We start from the raw sequence: 16,048 nt of genomic DNA on the forward strand, positions 1-16,048 counted from the left end.
GCCCAGCTTCGTCAGCTTGGCTTCGCGCTCCTGCGCAGCAAAAAGGTTGGGTTTCATCATGGCAGAGTCGTCAAGGTTGATGCGCTGACATCATGCCACGGCCGGGCCGGTTTTTCGAGGCCCCCAGGTGAACTATAGGCGCCTCACCACAACCAACGTAGTGGCGACAAACCGCTTCAGAAGCAACTAAAAGTTGATATAAAACTGCTTGCTGTTCAACAGGCGCTCAACGGCGAAGTCGATCAAGCGGCGCACGCGGCCCGGCATGTCGGCCCGCTGCGGGAAGTACAGGTAGCAACCCATGCGCTCGCTGACAAACTCGGTCAGCACCGGCTTCAGTTTGCCGGCGCGGATGGCGGCGGCGGCGTTGATGCTGTCGATCTGGCCCAGGCCCATGCCGGACAGCACCGCGTGCATTTCGGTATCGGGATCGTTGCTGAGCAAGACCGGCTGCACGTGATGGAACACGGTGTCGCCATCGATCTCGAATTCCCAGGCCATCGGCTTGCCGCTGCCCGGCTGGCGGTAGGCGGTGCAGCGATGCGCCGCCAGATCGGCCAGCGCGCGCGGCGTGCCGTGACGCTTCAGGTAGGCCGGCGTGGCGCAGACGATCTGCTGCACCGGGAACAAACGGCGACCGACGATTTGCGCCTCCGGCGGATTGCCGCCGCGGAAGCCGACGTCGATGCGGTCATGCACCAGGTCGGCAAAGCCGTCTTCCTGGATCAGGTCGATCTGAATGTTGGGGTATTGCTGCTGGAACTCGGCCAGCAGCGGCATCAGCACGCGGCGGCCGATGGAACCGGAGGCGGCCACCCGTATCAGACCCTCGTCCTCGCGCGCGGCGTCGCGGGCGCGGGCCAGCGCACCGACCACGCCGTCCAGGCTGGGCTTGATGGATGCCAGCAGACGCTGACCCGCCTCGGTCAGCGCGCTGTTGCGCGTGGTGCGGTGAAACAGCCGCACGCCGAGGTGCTGTTCAAACTGGCGGATGGTCTTGCTGACCGCTTGCGGCGTGGTGCCCTGCGCCGCCGCGACCTTGTTGAAGCTGCCTAGCTCGGCGGCCCGAATGAAGGTCGAGATGGCGCGCAGCTCATCCATGCTTGCGTTTCGCCAGATGCCGGTCCAGGCTGTTGGCGAAGTGCTGGCGGTCGGACTGGCTGAAGGCGGCCGGGCCGCCGGTGTCGACGCCGCTGCCGCGCAGCTCATCCATGAAGGCGCGCATGGTCAGCATCTGCGCGATGTTGTCGTTGGTGTAGAACTCGCCGCGCGGATTGAGCGCATGGCCGCCCTTCTTCAGCACGTCGGACGCCAGCGGAATGTCGCCGGTGACCACCAGGTCGCCCGGTTCCAGCAGGCGGACGATTTCCTGATCGGCCACATCGGCGCCGGCCGGCACCTGCACCGCGCGGATGAAGCGCGATGGCGGCACCCGCAGCAGTTGGTTGGCGACCAGCGTGACTGGCATCTGCACGCGGTCGGCCACGCGGTACAGGATGTCCTTGATGACGGCGGGACAGGCGTCCGCATCGACCCAGATCTGCATTACAGATCGCCCCACAACTCGCCGTTGGGACTGGTGCGTGGCAGGCTGACGCCGAAGTGCTTGTAGGCGGCGGCGGTGGCCACGCGGCCGCGCGGCGTGCGTTGCAAAAAGCCTTGCTGGATCAGGTAGGGTTCCAGCACATCCTCGATGGTGTCGGCCGCCTCGCCGATGGCGGCGGCCAGGTTACCGACGCCGACCGGGCCGCCGCTGAACTTGAACAGCACGGCTTCGAGCAGCTTGCGGTCCATGACGTCGAAGCCGACGGTGTCGACGTCCAGCATGATCAGCGCCGCGTCCGCCACGGCCTTGGTGATTTCGCCGTTGCTCTTCACTTCGGCGTAGTCGCGCACGCGGCGCAGCAGGCGATTGGCGATGCGCGGCGTGCCGCGCGCGCGGCGGGCGATTTCGCGCGCGCCCTCCTCGTCGATCAGCGCCTTGAGCAAGGCGGCGCTGCGGCTGACGATCTTGGTCAGTTCCTCGGTGGTGTAGAACTCCAGGCGGGCGACGATGCCGAAGCGGTCGCGCAGCGGGTTGGTCAGCATGCCGGCGCGGGTGGTGGCGCCGACCAGCGTGAACGGTTGCAGGTCGAGCTTGACCGAGCGCGCGGCCGGGCCTTCGCCGATCATGATGTCGATCTGGTAGTCTTCCAGCGCCGGGTACAGGATCTCTTCGACCACCGGCGACAGGCGGTGGATTTCGTCGATGAACAGGACGTCGTTGGCTTCCAGATTGGTCAGGATGGCGGCCAGGTCGCCGGGGCGCTCCAGCACCGGGCCGGAGGTCTGGCGCAGGTTGACGCCCATCTCGCGGGCGATGATGTTGGCCAGCGTGGTTTTGCCCAGACCTGGCGGGCCGAACAGCAGTGTGTGGTCGAGCGCCTCTTTGCGCTTGCGGGCGGCGGAGATGAAGATTTCCAGCTGATCGCGAATCTTGGCTTGCCCGACATATTCATCGAGATGCTTGGGGCGCAACGCGCGTTCGATCGCCTCTTCGTTCGGAGAGGACGGCGCCGCGTCGATGATGCGCTGCTCGGTAAAATTGTCGGTCTGTATGCTCATACAGCTATTTTACCCTGCCTCGGCGATTGGCTTAGTCAAGTCAGCCTTTGGACAGGGCTTTGAGGGCTTGTTTGATGCCGTCCGAGACCGACGCCCCGGCAGGGACGGTCTTCAATGCCAACAGGGCTTCCTTGTCGGAGTAGCCCAGCGCCAGCAGGGCGTTGAGGATGTCGGATTGCGAGTCGTGCACCGGGGCGCCGCCACCGGCGCCGAGGTCCGCGCCCAGCTTGCCCTTCAGTTCCAGCAGCAAACGCTCGGCGGTTTTTTTGCCGATGCCGGGCACCTTCACCAGCCGGCCGGCTTCCTGCAACGTGACCGCCTGCGCCAGATCGGCGATCGACATGCCGGACAAAATCGACAGCGCGGTGCGTGCGCCGACGCCGGTGATCTTGATCAACTGGCGGAACACGGCGCGCTCCTCGGCATTGCCGAAGCCGAACAGCAGGTGCGCATCCTCGCGGATCGCCTGGTGTGTGAACAGCACCACTTTCTCGCCGACGCCTGGCAGGTTGTAGAACGTGCTCATCGACACATCGACCTCGTAGCCGACGCCACCGACATCAACCAGCAGTTGCGGAGGATTTTTTTCGAGCAAAGTACCGGCAAGACGTCCGATCATTGTTGAGACCTTTAATTGAAGTTAGCCAACCAGACGGCCGCGACGCATGCGCAGGCCGGCCAGCGGGCTGTTGGCATTGGCGCTGGTGCCGCCGGCGATCAGCGTCAGCGTTTCGCGGCTGTGGGCGTGGCAGATGGCGATGCCGAGCGCGTCGGCCGCATCGGTGCCCGGCAGGCCCGGCAGTTGCAGCAGGCGCGCGACCATGTCCTGCATCTGCGCCTTCAACGCGCGGCCGGTGCCGACCACCGCCTGTTTGATTTGGGTTGGAGAATACTCGGCCACCGTCAGTTCCGCCGTCACCAGCGCGCAGATCGCCGCGCCACGGGCCTGGCCCAGCAGCAGCGTCGATTGCGGATTGACGTTGACGAATACCTGTTCGATGGCGGCGCAGTCCGGGCCGTAAGTCCGGGCCACCTCACCCACGCCGTTCAGAATGACCTTGAGCCGCGTCGGCAGATCGCCTTCGCCACTCTTGATGGTGCCGGAGGCGATGTAGCGCAGCTTGCTGCCTTGCTGTTGAATGACGCCAAAGCCGGTGGTGCGCAGGCCGGGGTCGATGCCGAGAATGATCATGCAGGGATTGTATGCACTAAGGCAAGCTGCGGCAAGCGGTCATTCCGGCTTGCGCCGGAATGACCGAGGGGCTTAGTGACGGAAGTGACGGGTGCCGGTGTAGACCATCACCACACCGCGCTCGTCGGCGGCGTCGATCACTTCCTGGTCGCGCATCGAGCCGCCCGGGTGAATCACGCAGGTCGCGCCGGCGTCCACCACCACGTCCAGGCCGTCGCGGAACGGGAAGAACGCATCCGACGCCACCACCGAACCGGCCAGCGACAGGCCGGCGTTCTGCGCCTTGATCGAGGCGATGCGGGCCGAGTCGATCCGGCTCATCTGGCCGGCACCCACGCCCAGCGTCATGTTATTGCCGCAGAAGACGATGGCGTTCGACTTAACGTACTTGGCCACGCGCCAGGCGAACATCATGTCCTGCAGTTCCTGCTGGGTAGGCTGCTTCTTGCTGACCACTTTGACATCGGCCAGCAGCACGTTCTTCGCGTCCGCCGACTGCACCAGCAGGCCGCCGCCGACGCGCTTGAAGTCCATCGCGTTGACGCCATTGCCGAGCGGGATTTCCAGCAAGCGCACGTTCTGCTTGGCCGACAGGATCTGTTTGGCTTCGGCGGTGAACGTCGGCGCGATCAGCACCTCGACGAACAGCTTGGCCAGCTCGGTCGCGGCGGCGGCGTCCACTTCGACGTTGAAGGCGATGATGCCGCCGAACGCCGAGGTCGGATCGGTCTGCAGCGCGCGCTTGTACGCCTCGACAGCGTTGGCGCCCAGCGCCACGCCGCACGGATTGGCGTGCTTGACGATGACGCAGGCCGCCGACTGGTCGAAGCCGCCCATGCTCTTCACGCATTCCCACGCCGCATCGGCGTCGGCGATGTTGTTGAACGACAGTTCCTTGCCCTGCAGCTGCTGGTAGTTGGCCAGCGCGCCGTCGGTGGCGGCGACGTCGCGGTAAAACGCCGCCGACTGGTGCGGGTTCTCGCCGTAGCGCATGTCCTGCACTTTTTCGAAGGCCACGTTCAGCTTGGCCGGGTAGGCGCCGCGGCTGCCGTGGGCACGCGTCGCGTCCAGGCTGGTCAGGTAGTTGGCGATGGCGCCGTCGTACTGCGCGGTGTGCGAGTAGACCTTGGTGGCCAGCGTGAAGCGGGTGTCATAGCTGACGTAGCCTGGAGCGTTGTCGGTGGTTTTCATTTCCGCCAGCACCACGCCGTAATCGGCCGGGTCGCAGATCACCACCACGTCCTTGTGGTTCTTCGCCGCCGAACGCAGCATGGCCGGACCGCCGATGTCGATGTTCTCGATGGCGTCGTCCAGCGTGCAGGTGTCCTTGGCCACGGTGGCCTGGAACGGGTACAGATTGACCACCACCATGTCGATGGTCGGAATATTGTGCTCTTCCAGCTTGGCCACGTGCTCCGGGAAATCGCGGCGGGCCAGGATGCCGCCGTGGACTTTCGGGTGCAGCGTCTTGACGCGGCCGTCCAGCATCTCCGGGAAACCGGTGTAGTCGGCCACTTCGGTGACCGGCACGCCGTTGTCGGCCAGCAGTTTGGCGGTGCCGCCGGTCGACAGAATGTTGACGCCCATGGCGGACAGCGCGCGCGCGAAGTCCAGCACACCGGTCTTGTCGGATACGGAGATGAGAGCTTGTTTAATCATGGCTATGAATGACTAGGGTGGTTAAATAATTCGTGATTCGATGATGGTCCGGCATTGCGGCCGTCCAGCCACTCATGCCGGATCAAACGGATGCGCTTACAGCAGGCCGTGCTCTTGCAGCTTCTTGCGCAAGGTGTTGCGGTTGATGCCCAGCATCTGCGCCGCGTGGGACTGGTTGCCGTCGGCGCGGGTCATGACCACTTCCAGTATCGGCTTTTCAACGGTCATCACAACCATGTCGTAAATGTTCGATGCCTGTTGCTCGCCCAGGTCGGCGAAGTATTCTTCGAGACTTTTCTGGACTACTTCCTGGATACTTTCTTTGCTCATTTTCTTATCGTTCGGCTAATTAATCTATAACGCTGGCAAATCGTCCGGCTTGTGGCCGGCCCCGTTTACCCTTCTGATGATGTGACTTTTTTAAGCTCTCGGCCTGGTTCAGGCAGCCTGCAAATCTTCAGCGAGGCGGTATTGTAACCGGTCCCCGTATCGCCACTGGGATTCAAAGAACTGGTCCACGGCCAGCAACTGCGCGTCGACGGATTCAAGCAGGTTCATCTTTTGCCGGAACGCCTCGCCGCCCTGCAGGTCGCGCACATACCAGCCGATGTGTTTGCGCGCGGTGCGCACGCCGAGATAGTCGCCGTAGAAGGCGTAGTGCGCGCGCAGGTGCTCATCCATCAGCGCGCGCACTTCGTCCACTAGCGGCGCCGGCAAGTGCTTGCCGGTGCGCAGGTAATGGTCGATCTCGCGGAAGATCCACGGACGGCCTTGCGCGGCGCGGCCCACCATGACGGCATCGGCGCCGGTGACATCCAGCACGTAGCGGGCTTTTTCCGGCGACGTGATGTCGCCGTTGGCCACGACCGGGATAGCCACCGATTGCTTCACGGCGGCAATGGTGTCGTACTCGGCGTCACCCTTGTAGCCATCGGCGCGGGTGCGGCCATGCAGCGTCAGCATGGCGATACCGGCGTCCTCGGCGATGCGCGCGATGTTCAGCGCGTTCTTGTTCTCGCGGTCCCAGCCGGTGCGGAACTTCAGCGTCACCGGCACGTCCACCGCGCCCACCACCGCATCGACGATGCGCTTGACCAGCGCCTCGTCCTGCAGCAGGGCCGAGCCGCACCAGGCGTTGCACACTTTCTTGACCGGGCAGCCCATGTTGATGTCGATGATCTGCGCGCCGCGTTCGACATTGAAGCGCGCGCAATCGGCCAGGTCCTTGGGATCGGCGCCGGCGATCTGCACCGCCTTCGGCTCCATCTCGCCGGTGTGGTCGGTGCGGCGCGAACTCTTCTCGGTCGCCCACAGGCGCGGATTGGACGCCGCCATCTCGGAGACCGCGTACCCCGCGCCCAGTTCCTTGCACAGCTGCCGGAAGGGGCGATCCGTCACGCCCGCCATGGGGGCGACGAAAACGTTGTTGCGCAGTAAATGGGGACCGATTTGCACGTGCAATACCTGAAAGAGGTGACAAGGAACCTTCTATTTTAACCGAAGCACTGCTCAAATAATAAGCACTATTTTTTATGAATTCGGCGAATGTGCAGCTTTGCCGTTATGAGCCGGGCGTTAAATAACGTCGTCCATGGCGGCCGGCGCGAGGTGGCCCACCTCTCCCCAGCTAGTGAGCACCAACTTGCCATCGACCGCCTGGAAGCGGTTGATGCTGGCGTTTTTGACCTGGAAGTCGCGCGGGCTGTCGAGCTGGATGCCACGCGCGGCGCGGTAGGCGCACTCCAGCACGCCGCCATGCGCGACCACCGCCACCGTCCGGCCCGGATGACGCGCGGCCACCTGGTTCAGCGCGGCGATCACGCGGTCGTAGAACTGGCGGAAGCTTTCCGCCAGGCGCTCGCCGTGCGGCATGACGGCGTCGATATCGCGCGCCTGCCAGCGCTGGAAGTCGGCCGGGTACTGATCCTGGATGTCCTGGTACAGCATGCCTTCGAACACGCCGTAGGCCCGTTCGCGCAACTGCGCCTCGGTGTGCGGCGCGACGCCGGCGTGGTGCGCGGCCACCGCCTGCGCCGTCTGCATGGCGCGCTGCAGGTCGCTGGCGACCACGGCGTCCACTTTTTCAGCGGCCAGCGCGCGGCCCAGGGCCAGCGCCTGGCGCTGGCCCTCCTCGTTGAGCGGAATGTCGATGTGACCTTGCAGGCGGCGCACGGCGTTCCAGGCTGTCTCGCCATGGCGGATCAGCAAAATAGTGGTGTGAGTCATGATTGGTGATTATTCAATCGCGCCAGCGCCGATCAGTTGCGCTTCATCGATGATATGGCCGTAAATGGCGTTCAACACGTCGGCGCCGCCGAAGCCGGCCGGCAGCTCCAGCCGCGCGACGTCCAGCGCGTAGATGCGAAAAATATAGTGGCGCAGTCCGCCCTGCGCCGGCACGGGCGCATGATAGCCGTAAGCGCCGAAATCATTCAGGCCCTGGCGCAGCGGCACGCCGTGCAGCACGGTGTCGGCCTCGGCCGGCAAGGCGCCGGCGGCCAGCGCCATCAGCGACGGCGGCATATCGACCACGCTCCAGTGGAAGCAATCGCCGTCCGGCACGTCACCCTGCAGACACAGCATGACCAGCGACGCCGCGCCGGCGGGCACGTCGGTCCAGCGCAGCTGCGGATGGCGGCCGGCCAGTGCCGCCGGCATGGCGGCGCGGTTGCGGAAACTGTCGCTGGCAAGCTTCATCGCTTACTTCGCGCCGGTTTGCAGCCAGAAGGTGACCGGGCCATCGTTGGTCAGCGACACTTGCATGTCGGCGCCAAATTGGCCGGTCTCCACCCTGGCGTGCTTCAGGCGCGCCTGTTCAACAAAGTAATTAAACAAGCGCAGGCCATCGGCGGGCGCCGCCGCCGGCGTGAACGACGGCCGGGTGCCGGACTTGGTGTCGGCCGCCAGCGTGAACTGCGGCACCAGCAGCAGGCCGCCGCCGGTGTCGGTCACGCTGCGGTTCATCTTGCCCGCGTCGTCGCCGAACACGCGATAGCCGAGCAGCTTGGTCAGCAGCGCATCCGCCTCCTTTTCCGTGTCGTTGCGCTCGGCGCAGACCAGCACCAGCAAGCCGGCGTCGATGGCGCCTATCGTCACGCCATCGACCACCACACTGGCGCCGCTCACGCGTTGTAGCAGGACTATCATGCCGACAGCGTGATGCGCGCGAACTTACGCTTGCCGACTTGCAGCACGAAGGTGCCGGCCGGCAGTTGCAGGCCCTTGTCGCTGATGACGGCGCCGTCGACGCGCACGCCGCCCTGCTCCACCATGCGCATCGCTTCCGAGGTGGAGGCGCACAGGTTGGCCTGCTTCAGCAGTTGCGCCACACCCAGCGGCGCGCCGCCCAGCGACACTTCCGGGATATCGTCCGGAATGCCGCCTTTCGAGCGATTGACGAAATCGGCCAGCGCCTCTTCCGCCGCCTGCTGGGAGTGGAAGCGCGCGACGATTTCCTGGGCGATGGCGACCTTGGCGTCGCGCGGGTTGCGGCCACCGGCCACTTCGGCCTTCAGCGCCGCCACATCGGCGATCGAGCGGAACGACAGCAGGTCGTAGTACTTCCACATCATCGCGTCCGAAACACTCATGATCTTGGCGAACATGGTGTTGCCCGGTTCGGTGATGCCGATGTAGTTGTTCTTCGACTTCGACATTTTTTCCACGCCGTCCAAACCTTCCAGCAGCGGCATGGTCAAAATACACTGAGGCTCCTGGCCGTAGTCCTTTTGCAGTTCGCGGCCCACCAGCAGATTGAATTTCTGGTCGGTGCCGCCCAGTTCCAGATCGGACTTGAGCGCCACCGAGTCGTAACCCTGCATCAGCGGGTAAAGGAACTCATGCACGGCGATCGGCGTGCCGTTTTTAAAGCGCTTGGTGAAGTCGTCGCGCTCCATCATGCGCGCCACGGTGTAGCGCGAGGCCAGCTGGATCATGCCGCGCGCGCCGAGCGGGTCGCACCATTCGGAGTTGTAGCGGATCTCGGTCCTGGCCGGGTCCAGCACCAGCGAGGCCTGCTTGAAATAGGTCATCGCGTTTTGTTCGACCTGTTCCTTGGTCAGCGGTGGGCGGGTGGCGTTGCGGCCCGACGGGTCGCCGATCATCGACGTGAAGTCGCCGATCAGGAAGACCACCTGGTGTCCCAGGTCTTGCAGTTGGCGCATTTTGTTGAGCACCACGGTGTGCCCCAGGTGCAGGTCCGGCGCGGTCGGATCCAGGCCCAGCTTGATGCGCAGCGGTGTGCCGCTTTGCTCGGAGCGCGCCAGTTTCTGGGCGAACTCGCTTTCAATGAGCAACTCGTCGACACCGCGTTTGGTGATGGCGAGTGCCTCTTGTACGTTGTCAGATAACGGCAACGCTTTAGGGGGAGCCGGCGGTATCGAAGAAGAGATAGTCATGATTTTTAAACGTTTTTTTCAGAAAAAGGTGGCCAGGCGCAGGAGTTTGTTATAATCCCCGATCGATCAATCTTGCCGCATGAAAACGAACAAAATAGATAATTACAAGAAATAAAACGTTCCTGAATAGTTCAAGCGGCAAATTTTAACTGATTGCATGAACCAAATACATAAATTCACAAGCTCACGCTTGTTCAGTCTGCTAGGGTCCACGCGCAAGGCGCGCATCGTCAGCGCCTCTGCTCTGTTTCTCGCAGTATGTGCTTTTGGTGCTGCCGGTGTAGCGCCACTAGCGCCTGACGCGGCCGACCTGCCAGTGAAAACCGTGCAGGAATCTGTTGCCACGCCTGATCTGAGCGCGCAAATCACCGCGCTCGACCAGCAATCCGCCAAAGCCCAGTTCGTTCACGAAGAGAAGATCCGCAACGGCGACACGCTGGCCACGCTGCTGCAACGGCTGGGTGTGGATGACGACGCCGCCGAAACCTTCATCAAGAAGGACAAGATCGCCAGGGGCGTGATGCAGCTGAAGTCGGGCAAGCGCGTGCAGGCCCAGACCGACGACGAGGGCAACCTGCAGTGGCTGCGCGCCACCGTGGTTGATGGCAAGGACGATCCGGTCACCAACATCAAGATTACCCGCAAGGGCGACGGCTTTGTCGCCAGCGCCGAGCCAGCCAAGCTGGAACGCCGCATCGAAATGCACGCGCGCACCATCAAGTCGACGCTGTACGCGGCCACCGACTCCAGCGAGGACGGCGCCAAGCTGCCCGACACCATCGTCAAGCAGATCATTGAAATGTTCTCCACCAACGTCGACTTTCGCGGCGACCTGAAACGCGGCGACAGCTTCAACGTGGTCTATGAAACCTTCTGGCAGGATGGCGAGTTTGTGCGCGCCGGCCGCGTGCTGGCGGGCGAACTGACCAACAAGGGCACGACCTATCAATCGGTGTGGTTTGAAGATCCGCAAAGCAAGCAAGGCGGCGGCTACTATAGCTTCGACGGCAAATCGCTGAAGAAAGCCTTCCTGAAATCGCCGGTGGAATTCTCGCGGATCTCGTCCGGCTTCTCGATGCGCGTACATCCGATTTCCGGCCAGTGGAAACAGCACAAGGGCATCGACTTCCCGGCGCCGACCGGCACGCCGATCCGCGCCGCCGGCGATGGCGTGGTCGAATTCGCCGGCACCCAGAACGGCTACGGCAATTTCGTCCTGATCAAGCACTGGAGCAACTACACCACGGCTTATGCGCACATGAGCCGCTTCGGCAGCGGCATCAAAAAAGGCAGCAAGGTGTCGCAGGGCGACATCATCGGCTACGTCGGCACCACCGGCTGGTCGACCGGCGCGCACTTGCACTACGAGTTCCGCGTCGGCGGCGAAGCCAAGGACCCGGCCAAGCTGAACGTGCAGGCCCAGGCGCCGCTGACGGCCGCCGAAATGAGCCGTTTCAAAGTCTACGCCAACGACATGACGCACCGCTTCGCGTTGCTGCGACCGGCCGGCGGTGGCGGCGCCAATACCCGCGTGGCACAGAAGTAAGCCCCGCAGTAAATCCTAAACCAGGCCGCCTTGCCGGCCTGTTTTTTATGATGATGCGCCTGCCTGGCAACCTCTTCCGTTTAGCAACACACATAAGCTGAAAGAAGGTCGATGGTCACACGACGATTGGTGCTACAGACAGCGGCCCTTCCCTTGGCGGCGCCGCCGGCCTTGACGCTGAAATTCGTTTTCTCGCGCCCTTACGACAATCCCCGCACACAATGGCTGATCCGCCTGTACCGCGAGGTGTGCGCGATGAGCGGCTTCGGCTTTGAATACATCGACGTGCCGCCCAAGCGCGCCACCGCGATGGTGCTGAGCGGCCAGGCCGATGGCGAACTCGGCCGCACCTTCGCCTACCAGGACTTTTTCCCGCCGCTGGTGCGCCTGAGCGAGCCGAACAACGTGGTCAATTTCTGCGTCTACGGCGCTGGTCCGCAAGCGCGTTTTGCCGGACTGGGCACGCTGCGGCAACTCAAGCTGCGCTGTGAATCGCGGCGCGGCATCCACGAGCTGGAAGCCGTGCTCGAAACCCATGTGGACGCCGACAACTGGTCGTTGGTCGACGACCTCGGCCAGGGCTTGCGCAAACTGCAAATGCACCGCACCGATCTGTATTTCGACGTGCAGGAGGCGGTCGAGGACCACCTCACCTTCCGCCATTGCAATGGCCTGCCCGAGACGCCGGCCATCCGCCAGCTGGGGACGGTGGCTTCCACCACCGGCCATTGCTACCTGAACCGCGCTCACGCCACGCACGCGCCCAAGCTGGCGGCGGCGCTGACCAAGCTCAAACAGGACGGCACGTCGGCGCGCCTTCTGCAACAATGCCTGCGGGAGTATCAACAACGCTGCCTGCACGCCGCCTCTCGACTATAATTTTTAAAATTCACGCGAGGGACGCTATGGCTTTGTATATCGGTTTAATGTCGGGCACCAGTCTGGACGGCGTGGACGGCGCGCTGGCGCACTGCGATGGCGGGGCCGTCACCACCATCGCCGCCGCCTATGTCGCCTTCCCGCCGGCGCTGCGCGCCGAACTGATGGCGCTGCAAGCGAACGGCGACCATGAAATCGAATGCGAGGCACTGGCCGCCAATCAGCTGGCGCAACATTACGCGCAATGCGTGGCCGAGCTGCTGCGCGAATCGGGCCACACGGCGGCCGAGGTGCGCGCCGTGGCCGCGCACGGCCAGACCATCCGCCATCGTCCCGAGCTGGGCTTCACGCGCCAGACCAACAACCCGGCCCTGCTGGCCGAGCTGTGCGGCATCGATGTGATCGCGGACTTCCGCAGCCGCGACGTGGCGGCCGGCGGCCAGGGGGCGCCGCTGGTGCCGGCCTTCCACCAGGCGCTGTTCGGCAAGGCCGGGCAGGCGCGCGTGGTGGCGAACATCGGCGGCATCGCCAACATCAGCGTGCTGGACGGTGATGGCGGCGTGACCGGCTTCGATACCGGCCCCGGCAACGTGCTGATGGACGGCTGGATACACCGCCATCGCCAGCAGGCCTACGATGCCGATGGCGCCTGGGCGGGCGGCGGCAAGGTCATACCGGCATTGCTGGTGGAGTTGCTGAAGGAGCCGTATCTGGCGCAGCCGGCGCCGAAGAGCACCGGACGCGACCTGTTCCACCTGGCGTGGCTGGACCAGCGCCTCGCCGTCCACGCGCCGGCGGCACCGCAAGACGTGCAGCGCACGCTGACCGAATACACGGCCGTCACGCTGGCCGATGCGATCAGGGCCTACGGCGGCGGCGCGGACGCGGTGTACGTCTGCGGCGGCGGCGCCTACAACGGCGTGCTGATGGACGCGCTGGGCGCCGCCCTCGGCGATCGGGTGCTGCTGGCCTCGACACAGGCGCTGGGCGTGGCGCCCAACCGCGTCGAGGCGCTGGCGTTCGCCTGGCTGGGCTACCGCTTCAGCGAGCGGCTGGCCGGCAACCTGCCGGCCGCCACCGGCGCGCGCGGCGAGCGCGTGCTGGGCGCGCTGTATCCTCGTTAGCATCGCCCGCACTATGAAAAACGGCGACCCGAAGGCCACCGTTTTTGGGGAAATCTACGCTTAGACCGAGAACGACGAACCGCAGCCGCAGGTCGAGGTGGCGGTCGGATTCTTGATCACGAACTGCGCGCCTTCCAGGTCGTCCTTGTAGTCGATCTCGGCGCCCACCAGATACTGGTAGCTCATCGAGTCGATCAACAGCTGAACGCCGTTCTTGACCATGGTGGTGTCGTCTTCGTTGACGATTTCATCGAAGGTGAAGCCATACTGGAAGCCGGAGCAGCCGCCACCCTGCACGAAGACGCGCAGTTTCAGGTCAGGATTGCCTTCTTCTTCGATCAGTTGGGCCACTTTTTCAGCAGCGCTATCGGTGAAGATGATAGGCGCTGGCATTTCAGCAACAGCATTCATTTCTTACTCCTACGAGAAACTAATCAGAGGCCATTATAGACCTTGGGCGGTTTTCCTGCTCCGTCCTGCTTCAAATTTGATGATAAACCACACGAAATCAAGGCGCTAGATCAAGGCAGCAGCGCAATTTGCGTCAGGCCGGTGGTTTCCTCCAAGCCAAACATCAGGTTCATGCACTGCACCGCCTGGCCGGACGCGCCCTTGACCAGGTTGTCCTGCACCACCAGCACGATGACGGTATTGCCATTGTCCGGACGATGCAGCGCCAGGCGCAGCATGTTCGAGCCACGGGTCGAGCGGGTTTCCGGATGCGAACCGAAGGGCATCACATCGACGAAAGCGCTGTCTTGGTATTGCTCTTCGAACAAGGCTTGCAGTGCCTCGTTGCTGATGTCCTTGGTCAGGCGCGCGTACAGCGTCGAGTGCATGCCGCGGATCATCGGCACCAGGTGTGGCGTGAAGATCAGGCCGACCTTGTCGGCGGTGAATTTCTGCAGCTGCGCCGAGGTTTCCGGGGTGTGGCGGTGGCCGGCCACGCCGTAGGCCTTGAAATTGTCCGACGACTCCGAGAACAGGGTGCCGATTTCCGCCTTGCGGCCAGCGCCTGACACGCCCGACTTGCAGTCGGCGATCAGCGAACCGGCATCAACCAGACCGTTTTTCAGCAGCGGGTAGTAGCCCAGCTGCATGGTGGTCGGGTAGCAGCCCGGGTTGGCGACCAGCTTGGCCTGCTTGATGTCGTCGCGGTTCAGTTCGGCCAGACCGTAGGCGGCCTGCTCCAGCAGTTCCGGGCAGGTGTGCTCGATCTTGTACCATTTTTCGAAGACGGCCTTGTCCTTGATGCGGAAGTCGGCCGCCAGGTCGATGACCTTGACGCCGGCTTTCAGCAGCTCGGGCGCCTGCGCCATGGCGACGCCGTGCGGGGTGGCGAAGAACACCACGTCGCATTTGCTCAGGTCGGCGTTTTCCGGCGACGAGAACTTGATGTTTACGCGACCGCGCAGCGAAGGGAACATGTCCGCGACTGGCAAGCCGTCCTCTTTGCGCGAGGTGATTGCCGTCAGTTCCACATCCGGGTGGACCGCCAACAAACGCAGCAGTTCTACGCCGGTGTATCCGGTGCCGCCGACGATGCCAACTTTGATCATTGTTCTTCCTTGAATTGAGAGTGAGGTGCCATTTTATCAGGCAACGACTACCGGCGCATGACCGTAGCCAGATGGAAAAAAAGCCGCCCGACACAAGGCCGGCGGCTTTTTCTGTGACACGCCGCAAGCGGCGCGCCAGAGCGTAAAAATTAACGCTTCGAGAATTGTTTTGCGCGACGTGCTTTGCGCAGACCAACTTTTTTACGTTCAACTTCACGTGCATCGCGGGTGACGAAGCCAGCGCGTGCCAGATCACCTTTCAGGCCCGAATCGTAGTCGATCAGCGCACGGGTGATGCCGTGACGAACCGCACCTGCCTGGCCGGACTCGCCGCCGCCGTGAACGTTGACTTTGATGTCGAAACGTTCTACGTTGCCGGTCAGTTCCAGAGGCTGGCGAATCACCATCAGGCCGGTTTCGCGCGAGAAGTACTCAGCGGCTGGCTTGCCGTTAACGATGATTTGGCCAGTGCCAACTTTGATGAACACACGAGCTACTGCACTCTTGCGACGGCCGGTGCCGTAATTGTAGTTACCGATCATGTCAGTTCCTTAGATTTCGAGTGCTTTAGGTTGCTGAGCAGCGTGCGGGTGCGAACCTTCGGCGTACACTTTCAGCTTCTTGATCATTGCGTAGCCCAGTGGGCCTTTTGGCAGCATGCCCTTGACGGCTTTTTCCAGAGCGCGACCTGGGAAACGCTGTTGCATTTTCAGGAAGTTGGTCTCGTAGATGCCACCTGGGTAGCCCGAGTGACGATAGTAGGTCTTCTCGGTTGCTTTGGTGCCGGTCACGCGCAGTTTGCCTGCGTTGATGATGACGATGAAATCGCCGGTATCGACGTGAGGAGTGAACTCAGGCTTGTGTTTGCCGCGCAGTCGGAGTGCCACTTCGCTGGCAACACGTCCGAGGACTTTGTCCGTCGCGTCAATCACGAACCAGTCGCGCTGGACTTCATGTCCTTTAGCGGAAAAAGTTTTCATGTGATGACTTTCTGTAGATAGATGTACCGCTCATATGGTGGTTCCGCTAAAACTACAGCGGACTCGGCCTTTTTATTTACTTTCCTGAGCGAATGGAAAGCCGACAAT

At 63.1% G+C, this 16,048-nt stretch carries 19 protein-coding genes; 3 read left to right on the forward strand and 16 right to left on the reverse strand.

The window, feature by feature from the left end:
• Positions 1-186: 186 nt before the first annotated feature.
• From GTP44_RS17815 to tyrS, 12 genes are all read right to left on the reverse strand, one after another.
• A complete protein-coding gene (locus GTP44_RS17815) occupies positions 187-1,101 on the reverse strand; it encodes a LysR family transcriptional regulator (RefSeq protein ID WP_161020497.1) in 915 nt (304 codons plus the stop codon).
• Complete coding sequence (locus GTP44_RS17820; protein WP_161020498.1) at positions 1,094-1,546, reverse strand: YaiI/YqxD family protein; 453 nt, start codon at positions 1,544-1,546, stop codon at positions 1,094-1,096. The genes GTP44_RS17815 and GTP44_RS17820 overlap by 8 nt, the downstream gene beginning before the upstream one ends.
• Positions 1,546-2,604 carry a Holliday junction branch migration DNA helicase RuvB gene (gene ruvB, locus GTP44_RS17825; protein ID WP_160989596.1) on the reverse strand — a complete coding sequence of 353 codons (1,059 nt, stop codon included), beginning with the start codon at positions 2,602-2,604 and terminating at the stop codon, positions 1,546-1,548. Before ruvB ends, GTP44_RS17820 begins: the two co-directional genes overlap by 1 nt.
• Positions 2,605-2,644: 40 nt before the next feature.
• Complete coding sequence (gene ruvA / locus GTP44_RS17830) at positions 2,645-3,223, reverse strand: Holliday junction branch migration protein RuvA (RefSeq protein ID WP_160989597.1); 579 nt, start codon at positions 3,221-3,223, stop codon at positions 2,645-2,647.
• Between the two features lie 21 nt (positions 3,224-3,244).
• Positions 3,245-3,796, reverse strand: coding sequence for a crossover junction endodeoxyribonuclease RuvC (gene ruvC, locus GTP44_RS17835; RefSeq protein WP_161020499.1), 552 nt, complete (start codon positions 3,794-3,796; stop codon positions 3,245-3,247).
• 72 nt (positions 3,797-3,868) lie between these two features.
• Positions 3,869-5,455 (reverse strand): bifunctional phosphoribosylaminoimidazolecarboxamide formyltransferase/IMP cyclohydrolase, encoded by a 1,587-nt coding sequence (purH, locus tag GTP44_RS17840; RefSeq protein WP_161020500.1) that lies wholly within the window; start codon positions 5,453-5,455, stop codon positions 3,869-3,871.
• Between the two features lie 96 nt (positions 5,456-5,551).
• Positions 5,552-5,785, reverse strand: coding sequence for a helix-turn-helix domain-containing protein (locus GTP44_RS17845; RefSeq protein ID WP_160989600.1), 234 nt, complete (start codon positions 5,783-5,785; stop codon positions 5,552-5,554).
• Between the two features lie 108 nt (positions 5,786-5,893).
• Complete coding sequence (gene dusB / locus GTP44_RS17850; RefSeq protein WP_160989601.1) at positions 5,894-6,910, reverse strand: tRNA dihydrouridine synthase DusB; 1,017 nt, start codon at positions 6,908-6,910, stop codon at positions 5,894-5,896.
• Between the two features lie 120 nt (positions 6,911-7,030).
• On the reverse strand, positions 7,031-7,681 hold the full coding sequence (locus GTP44_RS17855; RefSeq protein WP_161020501.1) for a histidine phosphatase family protein: 651 nt from the start codon (positions 7,679-7,681) through the stop codon (positions 7,031-7,033).
• A 9-nt stretch (positions 7,682-7,690) separates the two neighbouring features.
• Complete coding sequence (locus tag GTP44_RS17860; protein ID WP_160989603.1) at positions 7,691-8,152, reverse strand: YbhB/YbcL family Raf kinase inhibitor-like protein; 462 nt, start codon at positions 8,150-8,152, stop codon at positions 7,691-7,693.
• A 3-nt stretch (positions 8,153-8,155) separates the two neighbouring features.
• Positions 8,156-8,602 (reverse strand): D-aminoacyl-tRNA deacylase, encoded by a 447-nt coding sequence (gene dtd, locus GTP44_RS17865; protein WP_160989604.1) that lies wholly within the window; start codon positions 8,600-8,602, stop codon positions 8,156-8,158.
• Complete coding sequence (gene tyrS, locus GTP44_RS17870; protein WP_161020502.1) at positions 8,599-9,852, reverse strand: tyrosine--tRNA ligase; 1,254 nt, start codon at positions 9,850-9,852, stop codon at positions 8,599-8,601. The genes dtd and tyrS overlap by 4 nt, the downstream gene beginning before the upstream one ends.
• 157 nt (positions 9,853-10,009) lie before the next feature.
• Between tyrS and GTP44_RS17875 the strand changes: the two genes are divergently transcribed.
• The 3 genes from GTP44_RS17875 to GTP44_RS17885 all read left to right on the forward strand — a co-directional run bounded on the left by GTP44_RS17875 (position 10,010) and on the right by GTP44_RS17885 (position 13,401).
• Complete coding sequence (locus GTP44_RS17875; protein WP_160989606.1) at positions 10,010-11,398, forward strand: M23 family metallopeptidase; 1,389 nt, start codon at positions 10,010-10,012, stop codon at positions 11,396-11,398.
• A gap of 171 nt (positions 11,399-11,569) precedes the next feature.
• Positions 11,570-12,277, forward strand: coding sequence for a transporter substrate-binding domain-containing protein (locus GTP44_RS17880; RefSeq protein WP_161020503.1), 708 nt, complete (start codon positions 11,570-11,572; stop codon positions 12,275-12,277).
• Positions 12,278-12,303: 26 nt separating this feature from the next.
• Positions 12,304-13,401, forward strand: a complete 1,098-nt coding sequence (locus GTP44_RS17885) for an anhydro-N-acetylmuramic acid kinase (RefSeq protein WP_161020504.1) — start codon at positions 12,304-12,306, stop codon at positions 13,399-13,401.
• Between the two features lie 60 nt (positions 13,402-13,461).
• Here the strand turns inward: GTP44_RS17885 and erpA are convergent, their stop codons facing one another.
• The 4 genes from erpA to rplM form a co-directional block, all read right to left on the reverse strand.
• Positions 13,462-13,812 (reverse strand): iron-sulfur cluster insertion protein ErpA, encoded by a 351-nt coding sequence (gene erpA / locus GTP44_RS17890; protein WP_090186976.1) that lies wholly within the window; start codon positions 13,810-13,812, stop codon positions 13,462-13,464.
• Between the two features lie 110 nt (positions 13,813-13,922).
• Entirely contained in the window at positions 13,923-14,960 is a 1,038-nt protein-coding gene (gene argC / locus GTP44_RS17895) for an N-acetyl-gamma-glutamyl-phosphate reductase (protein WP_160989609.1), read from the reverse strand.
• A 149-nt stretch (positions 14,961-15,109) separates the two neighbouring features.
• On the reverse strand, positions 15,110-15,502 hold the full coding sequence (gene rpsI / locus GTP44_RS17900; RefSeq protein WP_154382826.1) for a 30S ribosomal protein S9: 393 nt from the start codon (positions 15,500-15,502) through the stop codon (positions 15,110-15,112).
• A 9-nt stretch (positions 15,503-15,511) separates the two neighbouring features.
• Positions 15,512-15,940 (reverse strand): 50S ribosomal protein L13, encoded by a 429-nt coding sequence (gene rplM, locus GTP44_RS17905; RefSeq protein ID WP_056157909.1) that lies wholly within the window; start codon positions 15,938-15,940, stop codon positions 15,512-15,514.
• Positions 15,941-16,048 lie beyond the last annotated feature (108 nt).

The sequence above is a fragment of the Duganella lactea genome (genome assembly GCF_009857505.1).
Lineage (GTDB): Bacteria > Pseudomonadota > Gammaproteobacteria > Burkholderiales > Burkholderiaceae_D > Rugamonas > Rugamonas lactea.

Excerpts from the sequence above, each read along its gene's own strand:
- GTP44_RS17815 (WP_161020497.1), bottom strand. The coding sequence starts at position 1,101 with ATGGATGAGCTGCGCGCCATCTCGACCTTCATTCGGGCCGCCGAGCTA.
- GTP44_RS17820 (WP_161020498.1), bottom strand. The coding sequence starts at position 1,546 with ATGCAGATCTGGGTCGATGCGGACGCCTGTCCCGCCGTCATCAAGGAC.
- ruvB (WP_160989596.1), bottom strand. The coding sequence starts at position 2,604 with ATGAGCATACAGACCGACAATTTTACCGAGCAGCGCATCATCGACGCG.
- ruvA (WP_160989597.1), bottom strand. The coding sequence starts at position 3,223 with ATGATCGGACGTCTTGCCGGTACTTTGCTCGAAAAAAATCCTCCGCAA.
- ruvC (WP_161020499.1), bottom strand. The coding sequence starts at position 3,796 with ATGATCATTCTCGGCATCGACCCCGGCCTGCGCACCACCGGCTTTGGC.
- purH (WP_161020500.1), bottom strand. The coding sequence starts at position 5,455 with ATGATTAAACAAGCTCTCATCTCCGTATCCGACAAGACCGGTGTGCTG.
- GTP44_RS17845 (WP_160989600.1), bottom strand. The coding sequence starts at position 5,785 with ATGAGCAAAGAAAGTATCCAGGAAGTAGTCCAGAAAAGTCTCGAAGAA.
- GTP44_RS17855 (WP_161020501.1), bottom strand. The coding sequence starts at position 7,681 with ATGACTCACACCACTATTTTGCTGATCCGCCATGGCGAGACAGCCTGG.
- GTP44_RS17860 (WP_160989603.1), bottom strand. The coding sequence starts at position 8,152 with ATGAAGCTTGCCAGCGACAGTTTCCGCAACCGCGCCGCCATGCCGGCG.
- dtd (WP_160989604.1), bottom strand. The coding sequence starts at position 8,602 with ATGATAGTCCTGCTACAACGCGTGAGCGGCGCCAGTGTGGTGGTCGAT.
- tyrS (WP_161020502.1), bottom strand. The coding sequence starts at position 9,852 with ATGACTATCTCTTCTTCGATACCGCCGGCTCCCCCTAAAGCGTTGCCG.
- GTP44_RS17875 (WP_160989606.1), top strand. The coding sequence starts at position 10,010 with ATGAACCAAATACATAAATTCACAAGCTCACGCTTGTTCAGTCTGCTA.
- GTP44_RS17885 (WP_161020504.1), top strand. The coding sequence starts at position 12,304 with ATGGCTTTGTATATCGGTTTAATGTCGGGCACCAGTCTGGACGGCGTG.
- erpA (WP_090186976.1), bottom strand. The coding sequence starts at position 13,812 with ATGAATGCTGTTGCTGAAATGCCAGCGCCTATCATCTTCACCGATAGC.
- argC (WP_160989609.1), bottom strand. The coding sequence starts at position 14,960 with ATGATCAAAGTTGGCATCGTCGGCGGCACCGGATACACCGGCGTAGAA.
- rpsI (WP_154382826.1), bottom strand. The coding sequence starts at position 15,502 with ATGATCGGTAACTACAATTACGGCACCGGCCGTCGCAAGAGTGCAGTA.
- rplM (WP_056157909.1), bottom strand. The coding sequence starts at position 15,940 with ATGAAAACTTTTTCCGCTAAAGGACATGAAGTCCAGCGCGACTGGTTC.